Source organism: Microbispora sp. CA-135349, assembly GCF_050947365.1.
GTDB lineage: Bacteria > Actinomycetota > Actinomycetes > Streptosporangiales > Streptosporangiaceae > Microbispora.
This window is the reverse complement of record NZ_CP192001.1, coordinates 5,804,298-5,818,496: the sequence shown is the minus strand read 5'-3', so window position 1 is coordinate 5,818,496 and position 14,199 is coordinate 5,804,298. Positions and strand designations below refer to the sequence as shown.

Here is a 14,199-nt window from a genome sequence, read left to right as displayed (position 1 = left end):
GCCATACGGCGGCCCTCAACCGTGATCGGGCAGGACCCGCCGGGCGATCTCGACGAGGAGCTCCCTCGGCACCTCGACCGCGGTCTCCCCGTCGAGTACGTGGCGCAGGTCGCCACGGGCCTCCCGATCCACGACCTCCAGGCCCTGGACGACGATGGTGCCGCGGTCGGTCTCGTAGAGGGAGGGACAGGCCCCCGCCTCGGAGGTGGAGCCGAGAAAGCGCAACCGCATGTCCTTCTCCCCCGATTCGCGGCGATCGCGCGCAATCCTAGTCACGCGGGGACGGGCACGCACACGGCGCGAAGACGCTCTCCGAGGGCCTTCGCCTGGGCGTCGAGCAGCGGGCTGGCCGCCACGCCCCGGCCCAGCAGCCCGTGGACGACGAAATTCAGCGCGTACAGGTTCGGCAGCGCGAACCGCTCGACCCGCACGAGGGCGACCTCCGGCAGCAGCCGTTTCAGCCGGTCGACGGTCAGGAACGCCGCGAGCCACGGATACCGGGCGGGATCGCGCACCCAGACGCCGAGGTTGGCGTCGCCGCCCTTGTCGCCCGAGCGGGCGCCGACGACCGTGCCGAGCGGCGCGACCGGCCCGGCCGCGAGATCCCCCGTGTACGGCGGGATCGCGGCGCCGACGGCGTCGCCGGGCGGCGGCCCGCCCGCCTGCTCGCCCAGCACCGGACGGGGCGGGGTGTGCGGCACCTCGACGCGGAGCCCGCCCATGGTCACCACCGGGAGCACGGCCTCCGTGTCGACCGACGAGGGCCAGTAGACGCCGTACGGGGAGGCGTCGCCGGGCGGCGTCAGGCCGTAGAAGCCGGGGTAGCTCGCCAGGCCGGTCTCCACGACCGCGGAGGAGAACGCCCGCCCCGCCTTACGCGGATCGGGATCCATGACCGTGATCCGCAGCAGCGCGGTCCCACCCGTGTCCGTGCCGCTCACGCCGAGGGGGGTCAGGTCCACGTGGACCTGCTCGAACGACTCGCGCGGGACGCGGGCCCAGATCGCCTCCTGCGCGATCCGGGCCTTGGCGGCGAGATCGAGGCCGGTGAGCACGAGCGTCATCGTGTTGCGGTGGCCGCCGAGATAGGTGACGGCGACCTTCAGCCTGTCCGGCGGGGGTTCGCCGCGCACGCCGGTGATCCTGACCCGGTCGGGGCCCTCCTGCTCCAGCCGGATGGTGTCGAACCGGGCGGTCACGTCCGGTCCGAGGTAGCGCGGCGAGGCGATCTCGTACAGCAGCTGCGCGGTCACGGTCCCGGTCGAGACCAGGCCACCGGTGCCGGGGTGCTTGGTGATCACGCTCGATCCGTCGGCGTACAGCTCGGCGACGGGGAAGCCGCAGTGTGCGAGATCCGGCACCTCCTCGAAGAAGGCGTAGTTGCCGCCGGTCGCCTGGCAGCCGCACTCGATCACGTGCCCGGCCACGACGGATCCGGCCAGCGGATCGAGGTCGGCGGGTTCCCAGCCGAACCACCACATGCCGGGCCCGGTCACCAGCGCCGCGTCGGTGACCCGTCCGGTGACCACGACGTCCGCGCCGTGCTCCAGGGCCACGGCGATGGGCCGGCCGCCGAGGTAGGCGTTGGCGGTCAGCGGGGTCGCCGTGAGCGTCTCGCCGGTGTCGGCGTTGACCGGCGGCGCGGCGAGCGGCATGAGGTCGTCGCCGGTTACGTGGGCGACGGCCGCGCGCAGCCCGAGCCGTTCGGCCAGGGCCGCGACGGCCTCCGCGCAACCGGCGGGATCGAGGCCGCCCGCGTTGGCGACGACTCTGATGCCCCGGTCGAGGCAGGTGCCGAGGACCTGCTCCATCTGGGTGAGAAACGTCCGGGCGTAGCCGGGGCGGCCCCTGAGCCGGTTGCCCGCGAGGATCGACATGGTGAGCTCGGCCAGCCAGTCGCCGGTCAGCACGTCGATCGGCCCGCCCTCGACCATCTCCCGGGCGGCCGACAGCCGGTCGCCGTAGAAGCCGCCGCAGTTCGCGACGCGCACCGGTCCCGGCCGCCCGGCCTGCGCCGTCATCGCCCGGCGTCTCCGGCCGCGGACGTGCCGCCGGGCCGCCGCGGCTCGGCGTTCCCCGGGCTCGTCCGGGACGCGCTCTCGCCTTTCGCTGGGGCCCCCGCCGCCGGTGGGGGAGCAGCGTCCGCGGAGCCCGTGTGCGGCTCGGCCGGGACCCAGGCGGCGGGCCGTTTCTCCGCGAACGCCCGGATGCCCTCCTGCCCCTCCTCGGAGGTGAAGCGTTCGGCCGACAGGGCGGCCATGGCGCGCAACCCCTCCTCGACCGGCAGCAGCGGCACCTCCCGTACGAGACGCTTCGTGATCGCCAGCGCCTCGGGGCCGCCGCGCAGCAGCATGCCGGTGTAGTGCGCCACGGTCGCGTCGAGGTCCTCCTGCGGGACGGCCCGGGTCAGCAGGCCGATCTCGACCGCGCGCCCGGCGCTGAAGACCTCGCCGGTGAGGAGGTATTCACCCGCCGCCCGCGGCTCCAGGCGGCGCAGACAGGTGACCGCGATCATGGCGGGAACCACCCCGAGCCGCACCTCGGTGAAGGCGAACGACGCGGTCACCGGGGCGACGGCGAAGTCGCAGGCCGCCACCAGGCCGAGGCCGCCCGCCCGGGCCGGGCCGTTCAGGCGGCACACGACCGGTTTCGGGCTCTCCCAGATCCGCAGCATGATGCCGGGGAACGACGCGGTGACCGGCGCCCCGCCGGCGCGCTGCTCCTTCAGGTCGGCGCCCGCGCAGAACACCGGTCCCGTGCCGGTCAGCACGATCACCCGGACGGCGTCCTCGTCCAGCGCCCATGACAGGGCCTCGTCGAGTTGCCCCAGCAGCCGGGACGACAACGCGTTGCGGTTGTGCGGCGAGTCGAGTGTGATCGTGGCCACGCCGCCCGCCTGCTCCCGGCGTACCAGGATCTCCTGGGGTGTGCTCGTGGTCACTCCGCCTCCCCGCCCGGATCCGCGCCGGTCGCCGTGTCGCTCACCGTGCCCGCCGCACCGGCCTCCGTCTCGACCCGTGTTCCGGCCGCCGCATCGGCTTCCGCATCGGCTTCCGCCCGGGGCTCGGGGCCCTCCGGGTGCGGGACGCCGCCGGGTCCCCGCGGCGGCGACGGCTCGATCACGGCGAGCGGCACGCCCGCCTCGACCTGCGCGCCCGGCGTCACGTGCAGCGCGGCCACCGTGCCCGAGGCGGGGGACACGAGCGTGTGCTCCATCTTCATCGCCTCCAGGACCACCACCGGCTGCCCGGCCTCGACCAGGTCGCCGGGCTTGACCTCGACACGCAGGACCGTACCCGGCATCGGGGCGGGCAGTGCTCCGGGCGTCGCGATCGCGGCCGGTCCGGGCAGCCGCTCGACCGGGGTGAGCCGCACCGGACCGAGCGGAGAGTCGACATGCACGAGCCGCCGGCCGTCGGGGCCCGGGTACGCGGCCACCTCGAAGGCCCGCCGCAGCCCCGCCGTCTCCAGCACCACCCGGCCCGGTTCCGCCGCTACGAGCGTGACGTCCTCGAAGCCCTCGGCCCGCAGCCCGTCCCTGGTCAGCCGGTAAGCGATCTCCAGGTGTCCGCCGTCCTGCGTGCAGAACGCCGTGCGCTGCGGCTGGGAGGGGACGTTGCGCCAGCCGCTCGGCAGCCCGCCCAGCACCCCTCCGCGCAGGGCGCCGGAGCGGTTGGCCGCTGCCCCGGCGAGCGCCGCCGCGAGAGCGGACAGCCGTACGGCCCCGGGCCCGGCGAGCGGTGCCGGAGCGGCATGCCGGTCGAGGAAGCCGGTGTCGAGCGCCCCGGACAGGAAGTCCGGGTGCCGCAGCACTCCCACGAGCAGGTCGCGGTTGGTCGTCAGCCCGTGGATCCGCGCCCGCGCGAGCGCGTCCGCCAGCCGCCGGGCCGCCTCCGCCCGGTCCCGGCCGTACGAGACGACCTTGGCGAGCATGGGGTCGTAGTGAACGCCCACCTCGCTGCCGGAGACCACCCCGGAGTCGAGCCGCAGCCGTGCCCCGAGTCCGAACTCGCCGTCCACGCCGGGGATCTCGAAGCGGTGCAGCACACCGCTCTGCGGGCGGCCCTCGGAGTCCTCCGCGTAGAGGCGGGCCTCGATCGCGTTCCCGACCGGGCTCGGCGGCAGCGCGGCGAGATGGGCGCCCTCGGCCACCTCGATCTGCAGCCGGACCAGGTCGACGCCGTAGACGCACTCGGTGACCGGGTGCTCCACCTGGAGGCGGGTGTTCATCTCCAGGAAGAAGAAACCCTCGTCCGACAGCAGGAACTCGACGGTCCCGGCGCCCTGGTAGCCGATCGCGCGGGCGGCCCGGATCGCCGCCTCGCTCAGGTCGCGGCGCAGCTCGGGGGTGACCGCGGGGGAGGGGGCCTCCTCGATCACCTTCTGGTGGCGGCGCTGGATCGAGCACTCGCGCTCGCCCAGCGCCCAGACCGTGCCGTGGGCGTCGGCGAGGATCTGCACCTCGATGTGGCGGGCGCCCTCCAGCAGCGGCTCGGCGAACAGCGTGCCGTCGCCGAAGGCCGACAGCGCCTCCCGCCGGGCCGACTCGACGGCGCCGGCCAGATCGGAGGGATCGCGCACCACCCGCATGCCGCGCCCGCCGCCGCCCGCCGACGCCTTGACCAGCACGGGCGAGGTGATCTCCACAGGCGCGTCCGGGGACAGCGGGATGGTCGGCAGCACCGGCACCCCGGCCTCCTCCATCAGCGCCTTCGCCTCGATCTTCTTGCCCATCGCGGCGACGGCCTCGGGGGAGGGGCCGATCCAGGTCAGCCCGGCGTCCAGCACGGCGCGGGCGAAGGCGGCGTTCTCCGACAGGAAGCCGTAGCCGGGATGGACCGCGTCGGCTCCCGACCTGCGGGCCGCCTCGACGATCCGCTCCCGGTCGAGGTACGCCAGAGGGGCGCCCAGCCGTACGGCCTGGTCGGCCTCGGCGGCGTGCGGGGAGGACGCGTCGGCGTCGGAGAAGACGGCGACGGTCTCGATTCCCAGCTCGCGGCAGGTCCGGAAGACCCGGCGGGCGATCTCCCCGCGGTTCGCGACCAGCAGCCGCCCGATCATGACCCCTCACCCCCGTCGATCCGCGTACGCATGGTGCCGATGAGCATGCCGGTCACATCCGGAAGACGCCGTAGCCGGGCCTGCCGGCGTCGGGCGCTCCCGCCACCGCGGACAGGCACAGCCCGAGCACCGTACGGGTGTCGCGGGGGTCGATGACCCCGTCGTCGTACAGCCGGCCGGACAGGAAGAACGCGGCCGACTCCGACTCGATCTGCGCCTCGACCGCCGCGCGCATCGCCACGTCGGCATCCTCGTCGTAGACCTGTCCCCGCGCCTGCGCGGCGGCCCGGCCCACGATCGACATGACGCCCGCGAGCTGGGCGGGCCCCATGACCGCCGACTTCGCGCTCGGCCAGCTGAACAGGAAGCGGGGGTCGTAGGCCCGTCCGCACATGCCGTAGTTGCCCGCGCCGTAGGAGGCGCCCATCACGATCGTGATGTGCGGCACGGTCGAGTTCGCCACCGCGTTGATCATCAGCGCGCCGTGCTTGATGATGCCGCTCTGCTCGTACTCCCTGCCGACCATGTACCCCGTGGTGTTCTGCAGGAAGACGAGCGGCGTACGCGACTGGTTCGCGAGCTGGATGAACTGGGCGGCCTTCTGCGACTCCGCGCCGAACAGCACGCCGCCGGCGTTGGCGAGGACCCCGACCGGGTGGCCGTGGACACTCGCCCACCCGGTGACCAGGCTCGGCCCGTAGAGCGGCTTGAACTCGTCGAAGTCGCTGCCGTCCACCACCCGGGCCAGGACCTCGCGAGGGTCGAACGGGACCTTCAGGTCATCGGGCACAACGCCCAGCAACTCGTCCTCGTCGTACAGCGGAGCCGCGTAGCCCTCCACGGGCGCGTTCCCGGCCTTGCGCCAGTCGAGCCGCCGCACGATGCGGCGGCCGATGCGCAGCGCGTCGTACTCGTCGGCGGCGAGGTGGTCGGCCAGCCCGGAGACCCGCGCGTGCATCTGCGCGCCGCCCAGCGACTCGTCGTCGGACTCCTCCCCGGTCGCCATCTTCACCAGGGGCGGGCCGCCGAGGAACACCTTGGCTCGCTCCCGCACCATGACGACGTGGTCGCTCAGGCCCGGCACGTACGCGCCGCCCGCGGTGGCGTTGCCGAAGACCAGCGCGATCGTCGGGACGCCCGCGGCCGACAGCCGGGTCAGGTCGCGGAAGACCTGGCCGCCGGGGATGAAGATGTCCTTCTGCGACGGCAGGTCCGCGCCGCCCGACTCCACCAGGTTCACGTACGGCATGCGGTTGCGCAGCGCGATCTCGGCGGCGCGCAGCGTCTTGCGCAGCGTCCAGGGGTTGGACGCGCCGCCGCGCACGGTCGGGTCGCTGGCCGTGACGACGCACTCGACGCCCTCGATCACCCCGATGCCGGTCACGACGCTCGCCCCGACCGGATACTCGGTGCCCCAGGCCGCCAGCGGGGACAGCTCCAGGAACGGCGAGTCGGGGTCGACGAGCAGCTCGATCCGCTCGCGGGGGAGCAGCTTGCCGCGCTCCCGGTGCCGTTCGACGTATTTCGGCCCGCCTCCGGCGACGGCCTTCGCGTGCTCGGCCTCGAGCTCGGCGAGCTTCGCCAGCATGGCCTCGCGCCGGGTGCCGTAGTCGCCGCCGGAGGTGTCCAGCCGGCTCACGAGCACCGTCATGGCACCACCGAACCCAGTTCTGTCACGTGATGATCCTCAGGGTTGGTCCGCCGTCACGTCAACGAGGCGAGTCCGCCGCCGGCGCTCCGGCCGTCCGCTCGCCCCCGGTCCCCGCTCAGATGGATGACGGGCGTGACGGAGATCGGCGGGGACGCCGCCTGCCGAAGGAAGGAGGCGCACTTCTCGTACGCGTTATCACATTTCCCCGGACGGGCGGTCGTACGTGGTCAGCCGCAGTGGGACCACCCGCTGGTCCAGGCGGCGGTGCCGTAGCCGCCGCCCCAGATGACGCACTTGCCCTTGGCCGGCAGCCGGAGCGGCCCGGCGTACACCTCGTAGGAGCCGGAGTCGTTGCCCGACGAGCCGTTCTGGACCTTGAGCACGGCGCTCATCTTGACCTTGCCGGACATGACGTACTTCGACAGGGTGATCACGCAGTTGTAGCCCTTGGACGAGTTGTAGAGCAGGTACGTCGTCGCGTCTCCGTAGGAGTGGGAGTCGACGACCGAGTAGCCGGCGCCGCACACGCCCGCGGCCGTGTAGGTGTTGGGCTTGGGCTTGGGCGCCGCCGTGGTCTTCGCCGGGGTCGGTTTCAGCGTCGGGCTGGGCTTGGGCGCCGCGGTGGTCTTCGCCGGCGCCGGGGTGGTCTTGGCCGGTGCCGGTGTGGACTGCGCCGGTGGCGTGATCCTGTGCGTGGTTGTGGGCTTGACCTCGGCCGGGATCGTCCTGCCGGTCGACGGCCGCGCCTGGCGGGCGTGCGAGGGGGAGGCGGCCGCTTTCGCGATCGGGCTGGGCGGCCGGACCGCCGGGCTCGGCGAGGGTTTCCTGGTCTTGTGCCGCTCGGGGATGACCGGCTCGGACGGCTGCGGGATGGGCATCTCGTCGTCCCGGGGCTCCGTCACCGCGGGCGACGCGGTGGGGCCGAGGGCGTCCTCGGAGGAGATCTGCCGGGCGGACACCCACGTCGGCACGAGGAAGGCCGCCGCCGCGAGGGCCGACACCCCGATCCCGGCCGCCGTCCACGTCAGCACCGGCCGCCGCGGCCGCGGCCCGTCGGGGCCGGGCCCGCGCCGCACGGGCGGTGCGGGCGGCGTGGGCGCTCCGGCGCCCTGCGGCCCCGGCACGGGGGCATGCGGGCCGGCCCCGTGCGGCCCCGGCCCGGACGCCTGCGGCTGCGGTGCGGCGGCGGGCCGGACGGGCACGGTGGGCTGCCCGGTGAGCCGCGCGACCACGTCCTCGGCCGAGGGACGCAGCATGGGGTCCTTCGACAGGCAGGCGGCGACGATGTCCCGCAGGGGCGCCGCGAGATCGCCCAGGTCGGGCGGCGCCTGCAGAATCCGCGTGATCACCGAGGGGATCGAGTCCGCCCCGAAGGCGGGCCTGCCGGTGGCGGCGAACACCATCGTGACGCCCCAGGCGAACATGTCGGCGGAGGCGCCCGCCGTGCCGCCCGAGAGCACCTCGGGGGCCAGGTAGGCGGGGGTGCCGATGGACGCGCCCGTCGCGGTGGACTGGGGCGAGTCGGGTGCCCTGGCCACTCCGAAGTCGATGACGACCGGACCCTCGGGGCCCATCAGGACGTTGGCCGGCTTGAAGTCGCGATGGGTGATCCCCGCCCGGTGGATGGCGGCCAGCGCCGTCGCCGTGCTGATGGCCAGCCGTTCGAGCGCGGCGCCCCGGCGCGGCCCCTCCCGGTCCACGAGCTGCCGCAGCGAGGGCCCGGGCACGAACTCGCTGACGATGTACGGCTGATTGCCCGCGAGATCGGCGTACAGGACGGGGGCCGTGCAGAAGGGCGCGACCCGCTGCGCCAGCGCGACCTCGCGCAGGAACCGCTCCCGCGCCTCCGGATCGGCCGTCAGCCGGGTGTGCAGCAACTTGACCGCGACCTGCTCGCCCGCCGGGCCACGCCCGAGGAAGACGACCCCCTGGCCACCCTCCCCGAGCCGGTCGACGAGCGTGAACGGGCCCAGGCGGTCCGGATCTCCAGCCTCTAACGCCACCATTGCCCCCGATTACCCCTGATCCTTGACAATGGAGGCAAACGCTACCAGTGGTCAGATGGCCTTACCGGGGTTGAGGATGTTGAGCGGGTCGAACACCTGCTTGATGCCATGGTGCAGTTCGGCCGCCACCGGGCCGGTTTCCAGGCTCAGCCAGCGCTTCTTCAGCAGGCCGACGCCGTGCTCGCCGGTCAGCGTGCCGCCGAGACCGAGTGCGGCACGGAAGACCTCGTCGGCCGCGGCCCAGACCTCCTCCGGCGGCTCGGCCAGGCCCCGGTCGAACACGAACACCGGGTGCAGGTTGCCGTCCCCCGCGTGCGCGACCGTCGCGATCATGACGCCGTGCCGGACCGCGACCTCCTCGATCTTGGTGATCATCTCGGGGAGCACCGACCGGGGCACGCACACGTCCTCGACCAGGCACTGGCCCAGCCGTTCCTTGGCCTGGTAGGCCAGGCGCCTGATGCCGATGAGCTCGGCCGCCTCCTCCGGGGTGGAGGAGACCGCGACGAACGAGGCGGCCGCGCACAGGTCGGCCATCTCGTCCGCCGCGCCCTCCGCCTGGGCGATGAGCATCGCCCTGGTGGACGGCTCCAGCCCGATGTTCTTCCAGTCGTCGATGGCCTGCAGCGTCGTGCGGTCCATGAGTTCGAGCAGCGAGGGCTGACAGCCCGCGGCGACGATCGCCGACACGGCCGCCGCGGCGTCGCGCAGCGAGGTGAACTCGGCGGCGACCGTGGCCGTCTCGCGCGGCGCCCGCCGCAGCCGCAGCGTCGCGGCCGTGATCACACCGAGCGTGCCCTCCGAGCCGACGAACAGGCCGGTCAGGTCGTAGCCGGTCACGCCCTTCATCGTGCGGCGGCCGGTGTTCAGTACCCGGCCGTCCGCCAGCACGACCTCAAGGCCCAGCGCCGAGTCGCGGGTCACGCCGTACTTCACGCACCGCAGGCCGCCCGCGTTCGTCGCCAGGTTGCCGCCGATGGTCGAGATCTCGTACGACGAGGGGTCGGGGGCGTACATCAGGCCGTGCTCGCGGGCCGCCCGGTCGAGGTCGGCGGTGATGACGCCGGGCTCCACGACGGCGATCTCGTCCTGCGGCGACAGCTCACGGATCGCGGTCATCCGTGCGAGGGACAGGACGACACACCCGTCCACGGCCGTCGCCCCGCCGGCGAGGCCGGTGCCCGCGCCGCGCGGGACCACCGGCACGCGGTGCTCGCTCGCCCAGCGCATCGTGGCCACGACGTCGTCGCGCGACTGCGCGAGGACCACGCCGAGCGGCCGGCCGGGCCGCACGAACGTGCGGTCCCTGGCATACGAGTCGACCACGTCGGGATCGGTGAGGACTCGCCCGTCCGGCAGCGCCGCGGCGAGCGCGGAGGTCAGCTCGTTCACGTGAGGACTTTACGGCACGGTTCGGTATCGGGTCTCATCCGGAATTATTAACGGTTTTCGGTACAGATCACATTTTGACAACCATGCCGGATGCCTCTTTACCCGCCCTTTACCCCCTCGTTTAAGGTCCCGCATGCGCGCTCATCCCGGCGCGCCGTGCATGGGTGTCCGGGGAACCCGGACGGGAAGGGATCTCGTTGTCCAGAAGAATCCGGCGTCTCGCCGCGATCGTGCCCGCGCTCGGGCTGGCGGCAGGAGGTCTGGCCGCGGCCGGTGCGGCGGCTGCGGCTCCTACGGCGGGCTACCAGCCCTCCGCCAAGGACCACTACATCAACTATGCGCCGCCGCGCGCGCAGGGCGACTTCACCACGACCGAGGAGAAGGTCCCGGCCAAGGGCGCCCAGCGCACCGCGGCCCTGGCGCGGGCCGTCGACCACAAGTTCGCCAGCGGCAACCCCGTCGCGGCGCGCGTGCTGGCCAAGCACGAGAAGCAGGCGATCAGGACCGGCAAGAACCCCTTCGACTTCATCTACAAGAAGGCGAAGACGACCCGGACCGCCAAGCTCCTCACGCTGCTGGTCGAGTTCAACGACCAGGCCAACGACGACTTCTCCGGCTGGTCGCACCCGAAGACGATCGACGACGTCGACGACTGCATCACCGAGCCTCCGGGCACCAAGCTCAACGGCCCGCTGCACAACACGATCCCCAACCCCGCGACCGCCGCCGGCGGGGGCAAGGACAACAACTCCATGTGGGTGGCCGACTTCAACACCGCCCACTACAACAACATGCTCTACAGCTCGAAGGGGATCACGACCCGGGTCCGGCCGGACCTGAAGGATCCCCGGGACGGCAAGAAGGGCATCGACATCTCCGGCTCGACCATGAAGAACATGTACGAGGAGATGTCGAAGGGCGCCTACACCGTCACCGGCGAGGCCGTCGGCTGGCTCAAGGTCCCGCACTCCGAGGCGTGGTACGGCGCGGGCAAGTGTCACACCTACCCGCAGGACATGACCGGCCACCCGGACAACCCGCGGGGCGCCGCCCAGCTCGCGGTCGACGCGGTCGACGCGCTGGTGAAGTCGAACCCGAACTTCCCGTGGGCGAGCTACGACGTGGAGGACGTCTCCGACGCCGACGGCGACGGCAACTACGACGAGCCCGACGGCGTCATCGACCACCTCGTGCTGATCCACGCCGGTGAGGACAAGTCGGGCGGCGGCGGCAACGAGGGCACGTTCTCGCTGTGGGCCCACTCCAGCGACGTGGCCGGCGGTTACACCATCCCGGGCACGAGCACCAAGATCTCCAACTACATCCTCCAGCCCGAGGACTCCGGCGTGGGCGTGTTCGCCCACGAGTACGGCCACGACCTCGGCCTGCCGGACCTGTACGACACCACCGGCGCCGGCGACTCCGACGTCGACTTCTGGGACCTGATGTCGAGCGGCTCGCACTCCGGGCCGATCTTCCAGTCCCTGCCCACCCACATGGGCCTGTGGGACAAGTGGGTGCTCGGCTGGGCCAACCCGAAGGTCATCGAGCAGGGTGGCAAGAACCAGCTCGTGGCGGTCGGGCAGACCTCGCGTACGCCGAAGGGCACCGAGGACGGCATCCGGATCAACCTGCCGGACAAGCTGAACATCATGTCCACCCCGCACAGCGGGTCGAACCTGTGGTGGTCCAACAGCGACCAGGACTGGGCCGACAACAAGCTGAGCAGGACCGTCGACGTCCCGGCCGGGACGGACGTGAAGTTCCGGTGGTGGAGCGACTGGGGCATCGAGGCCGACTGGGACTTCGGCTTCTTCGAGGTCTCCGCCGACGGCGGCGCCACCTGGACCGAGCAGAAGATCTACAACGAGGACGGCAGCCTCGCCAGCACCGGCGACGACTACACCGACCCCAACGGCCGGCTGAAGGACTACGGCAACAAGAAGTACGGCCTCACCGGTGAGAGCGGCGGCTGGCACCACCTCTACGTCGACCTCGCGCCGTTCGCGGGCAAGTCCGTCCAGATCCGCCTGCGCTACAACACGGACGCGGCGTCCGTGCAGCGCGGCTGGTTCAACGACGACTTCTCGCTGAACAACGGCGCCACCGCGGTCTGGACCGACGACGTCGAGGGCGGCGCCAACGGCTGGACGGCCACCAAGGGCACGTTCACCGACAGCAGCGGCGCCGGGTGGGTCATCCACTCCGGCCAGGAGCAGGCGGCGCAGTACTACCTGGCCGAGTGGCGCAACTTCGACGGGTTCGACAAGGGCCTGCAGTACGCCTACGACTCGACCTGGCTGCGCGACGGCGCCTGGAAGGTGGAGAAGCTCAAGTACAACGCCCCCGGCCTGCTCGTGTGGTACCGCGACACCTCCGTGGCCAACAACGACGTCTCGGGCCGCACGTTCGACCTGCCGTCGGTGGGCCCGAAGGGCGAGCTCCTCATCGTGGACTCGCACTTCGACCCGCTGCGCCGTACGGGCGACGCGGCCGCGCACGACCCGAGCACGCTGAAGAACCTGCAGTCCCGCCCGCAGTCGTCCAACGCGGCGTTCAACTTCGCCGGCACCTACCCGTTCAAGGAGTGCGTCGAGGGCGAGCCGTTCACGGAGTACTGCACCTCGTTCGGCAAGCAGGCCGCGGTGACGACGTTCACGGACGCCAAGGGCTGGTACCCCGGCCTGGAGGTCCGCGACGGCAGCCTCTACTACCGCCAGCGTGACTCCTCGGCCGTCGTCCCGTCAAAGGGCAACCAGATGTACTCGACCCGGGTCGTCCACGCCGACGGCACCCCGGCGACGGAGCTGTACGGCACCGACATCGGCGGCGCGATCCTCGGCACCGGCAACCCCGGTGACGAGGGTAAGCAGCTCGGCGTGCAGATCAAGCTGATCAGCCCGCTTCCGGCCAACCTGGGCGCGATCGTCCAGGTCACCCCGGCCAAGAAGTGACCACCAGAGAAGTAACCGCAGAGAACTGACCGCCGGAACCGGCCGGCGGGAAGGCGACCGCGCGAAGTGACGCGCCGGCAGTGACCGCCGGGAGGTGACCTCGCCTCCCGGCGGTCCCCGTGCCCGGCCGCCGTCCGCCCGGACGGCCGCCGGGCACGCTCATGCGCGCCCGCGCCCGGCGGCCCCTAGCATGTGAGCGTGCGGAGCAAGGCGGATCACACCGCGGCCATCCATCGGGAGCGCAGGGCCGCCGTCGTCGTCAACACCAAGTCCCGGCGAGGCCGCCGCCGCTACGCCGAGGTGGTGCGGCTGCTGCGGGAGCGGGACTTCCGGCTCACCGGCATCCATCCGGTGACCGACCCGTCACGGCTGCGCGACGTCATCGCCCGGGCGCTCGAACCGCGGCCCGACCTGCTCGTGGTCGGCGGCGGCGACGGCACGCTGAGCAGCTCGATCAGGCACGTGGCCGGCCGCGACGTCGCACTCGGCGTGCTGCCGCTGGGCACCACCAACAACTTCGCCCGCAGCCTCGGGCTGCCGCTCGACCTGGCGGGCGCGATCGGCGTGTTCGGCGAGGGCAAGGTGGCCGACATCGACCTCGGGATCTGCGGCGACCGGCCCTTCGCCAACCTCGCGAGCTTCGGCGTCTCGGTCGAGGTGGCGGGCACTGTGAAGCCGTGGGTCAAGCGGATGCTGGGCCGTGCGGCCTACCCGCTGACCGCGCTCACGATCCTGCCCCGGCACCGGCCGTTCCGCGCCTACATCACGGTGGACGGCAAACGCCACGAGCTGCTGACCCACCAGCTCAACATCGCCAACGGCCGCTTCCACGGTGGGTGGCAGATCGCCAGGGACGTCAGCATCGACAACCGCAAGCTGGTGGCCTACCAGCTCGGCTCGGGCAAGCGGCTGCGGCTGCTCGGCGAGACCCTCGTACGGGCGACCACCGGCAAGTGGACCAGTCTCGCGGGCGGCCCGTTCGTGACCGGCCAGGAGATGCTGCTGGAGACCGACCCGCCGCTGGCGGCCGACATCGACGGCGAGGTGCGGCTGTGCACCCCGCTCGTGCTCAGGACCGTCCCGAACGGCGTCCGGGTCATGGTCCCGCAGAGCTTCGAGGACACCTGATCCTCAT

The 14,199-nt window shown here is 72.5% G+C and carries 9 protein-coding genes; 2 read left to right on the top strand and 7 right to left on the bottom strand.

Annotated elements, in window-relative coordinates:
• Window positions 1-15: 15 nt before the first annotated feature.
• The 7 genes from ACQPZZ_RS26775 to ACQPZZ_RS26745 all read right to left on the bottom strand — a co-directional run bounded on the left by ACQPZZ_RS26775 (window position 16) and on the right by ACQPZZ_RS26745 (window position 10,110).
• Window positions 16-231 (bottom strand): hypothetical protein, encoded by a 216-nt coding sequence (locus ACQPZZ_RS26775; protein WP_432923513.1) that lies wholly within the window; start codon window positions 229-231, stop codon window positions 16-18.
• A gap of 41 nt (window positions 232-272) precedes the next feature.
• Window positions 273-2,021 (bottom strand): acyclic terpene utilization AtuA family protein, encoded by a 1,749-nt coding sequence (locus tag ACQPZZ_RS26770; protein ID WP_432923511.1) that lies wholly within the window; start codon window positions 2,019-2,021, stop codon window positions 273-275.
• Window positions 2,018-2,941 carry an enoyl-CoA hydratase-related protein gene (locus ACQPZZ_RS26765; RefSeq protein ID WP_432923508.1) on the bottom strand — a complete coding sequence of 308 codons (924 nt, stop codon included), beginning with the start codon at window positions 2,939-2,941 and terminating at the stop codon, window positions 2,018-2,020. Before ACQPZZ_RS26765 ends, ACQPZZ_RS26770 begins: the two co-directional genes overlap by 4 nt.
• Window positions 2,938-5,061, bottom strand: coding sequence for an acetyl/propionyl/methylcrotonyl-CoA carboxylase subunit alpha (locus tag ACQPZZ_RS26760; RefSeq protein WP_432923505.1), 2,124 nt, complete (start codon window positions 5,059-5,061; stop codon window positions 2,938-2,940). The genes ACQPZZ_RS26765 and ACQPZZ_RS26760 overlap by 4 nt, the downstream gene beginning before the upstream one ends.
• Before the next feature lie 52 nt (window positions 5,062-5,113).
• Entirely contained in the window at window positions 5,114-6,712 is a 1,599-nt protein-coding gene (locus tag ACQPZZ_RS26755; protein WP_432923502.1) for an acyl-CoA carboxylase subunit beta, read from the bottom strand.
• A 227-nt stretch (window positions 6,713-6,939) separates the two neighbouring features.
• Window positions 6,940-8,718 carry a protein kinase domain-containing protein gene (locus ACQPZZ_RS26750; protein WP_432923499.1) on the bottom strand — a complete coding sequence of 593 codons (1,779 nt, stop codon included), beginning with the start codon at window positions 8,716-8,718 and terminating at the stop codon, window positions 6,940-6,942.
• Between the two features lie 51 nt (window positions 8,719-8,769).
• Window positions 8,770-10,110 (bottom strand): FAD-binding oxidoreductase, encoded by a 1,341-nt coding sequence (locus ACQPZZ_RS26745; protein ID WP_432923496.1) that lies wholly within the window; start codon window positions 10,108-10,110, stop codon window positions 8,770-8,772.
• A 197-nt stretch (window positions 10,111-10,307) separates the two neighbouring features.
• Here ACQPZZ_RS26745 and ACQPZZ_RS26740 point away from each other — a divergent pair, with 197 nt between their 5' ends.
• Window positions 10,308-13,064 carry an immune inhibitor A domain-containing protein gene (locus tag ACQPZZ_RS26740; protein WP_432923493.1) on the top strand — a complete coding sequence of 919 codons (2,757 nt, stop codon included), beginning with the start codon at window positions 10,308-10,310 and terminating at the stop codon, window positions 13,062-13,064.
• 198 nt (window positions 13,065-13,262) lie between these two features.
• Window positions 13,263-14,192 carry a diacylglycerol/lipid kinase family protein gene (locus ACQPZZ_RS26735; RefSeq protein WP_432923490.1) on the top strand — a complete coding sequence of 310 codons (930 nt, stop codon included), beginning with the start codon at window positions 13,263-13,265 and terminating at the stop codon, window positions 14,190-14,192.
• Window positions 14,193-14,199 lie beyond the last annotated feature (7 nt).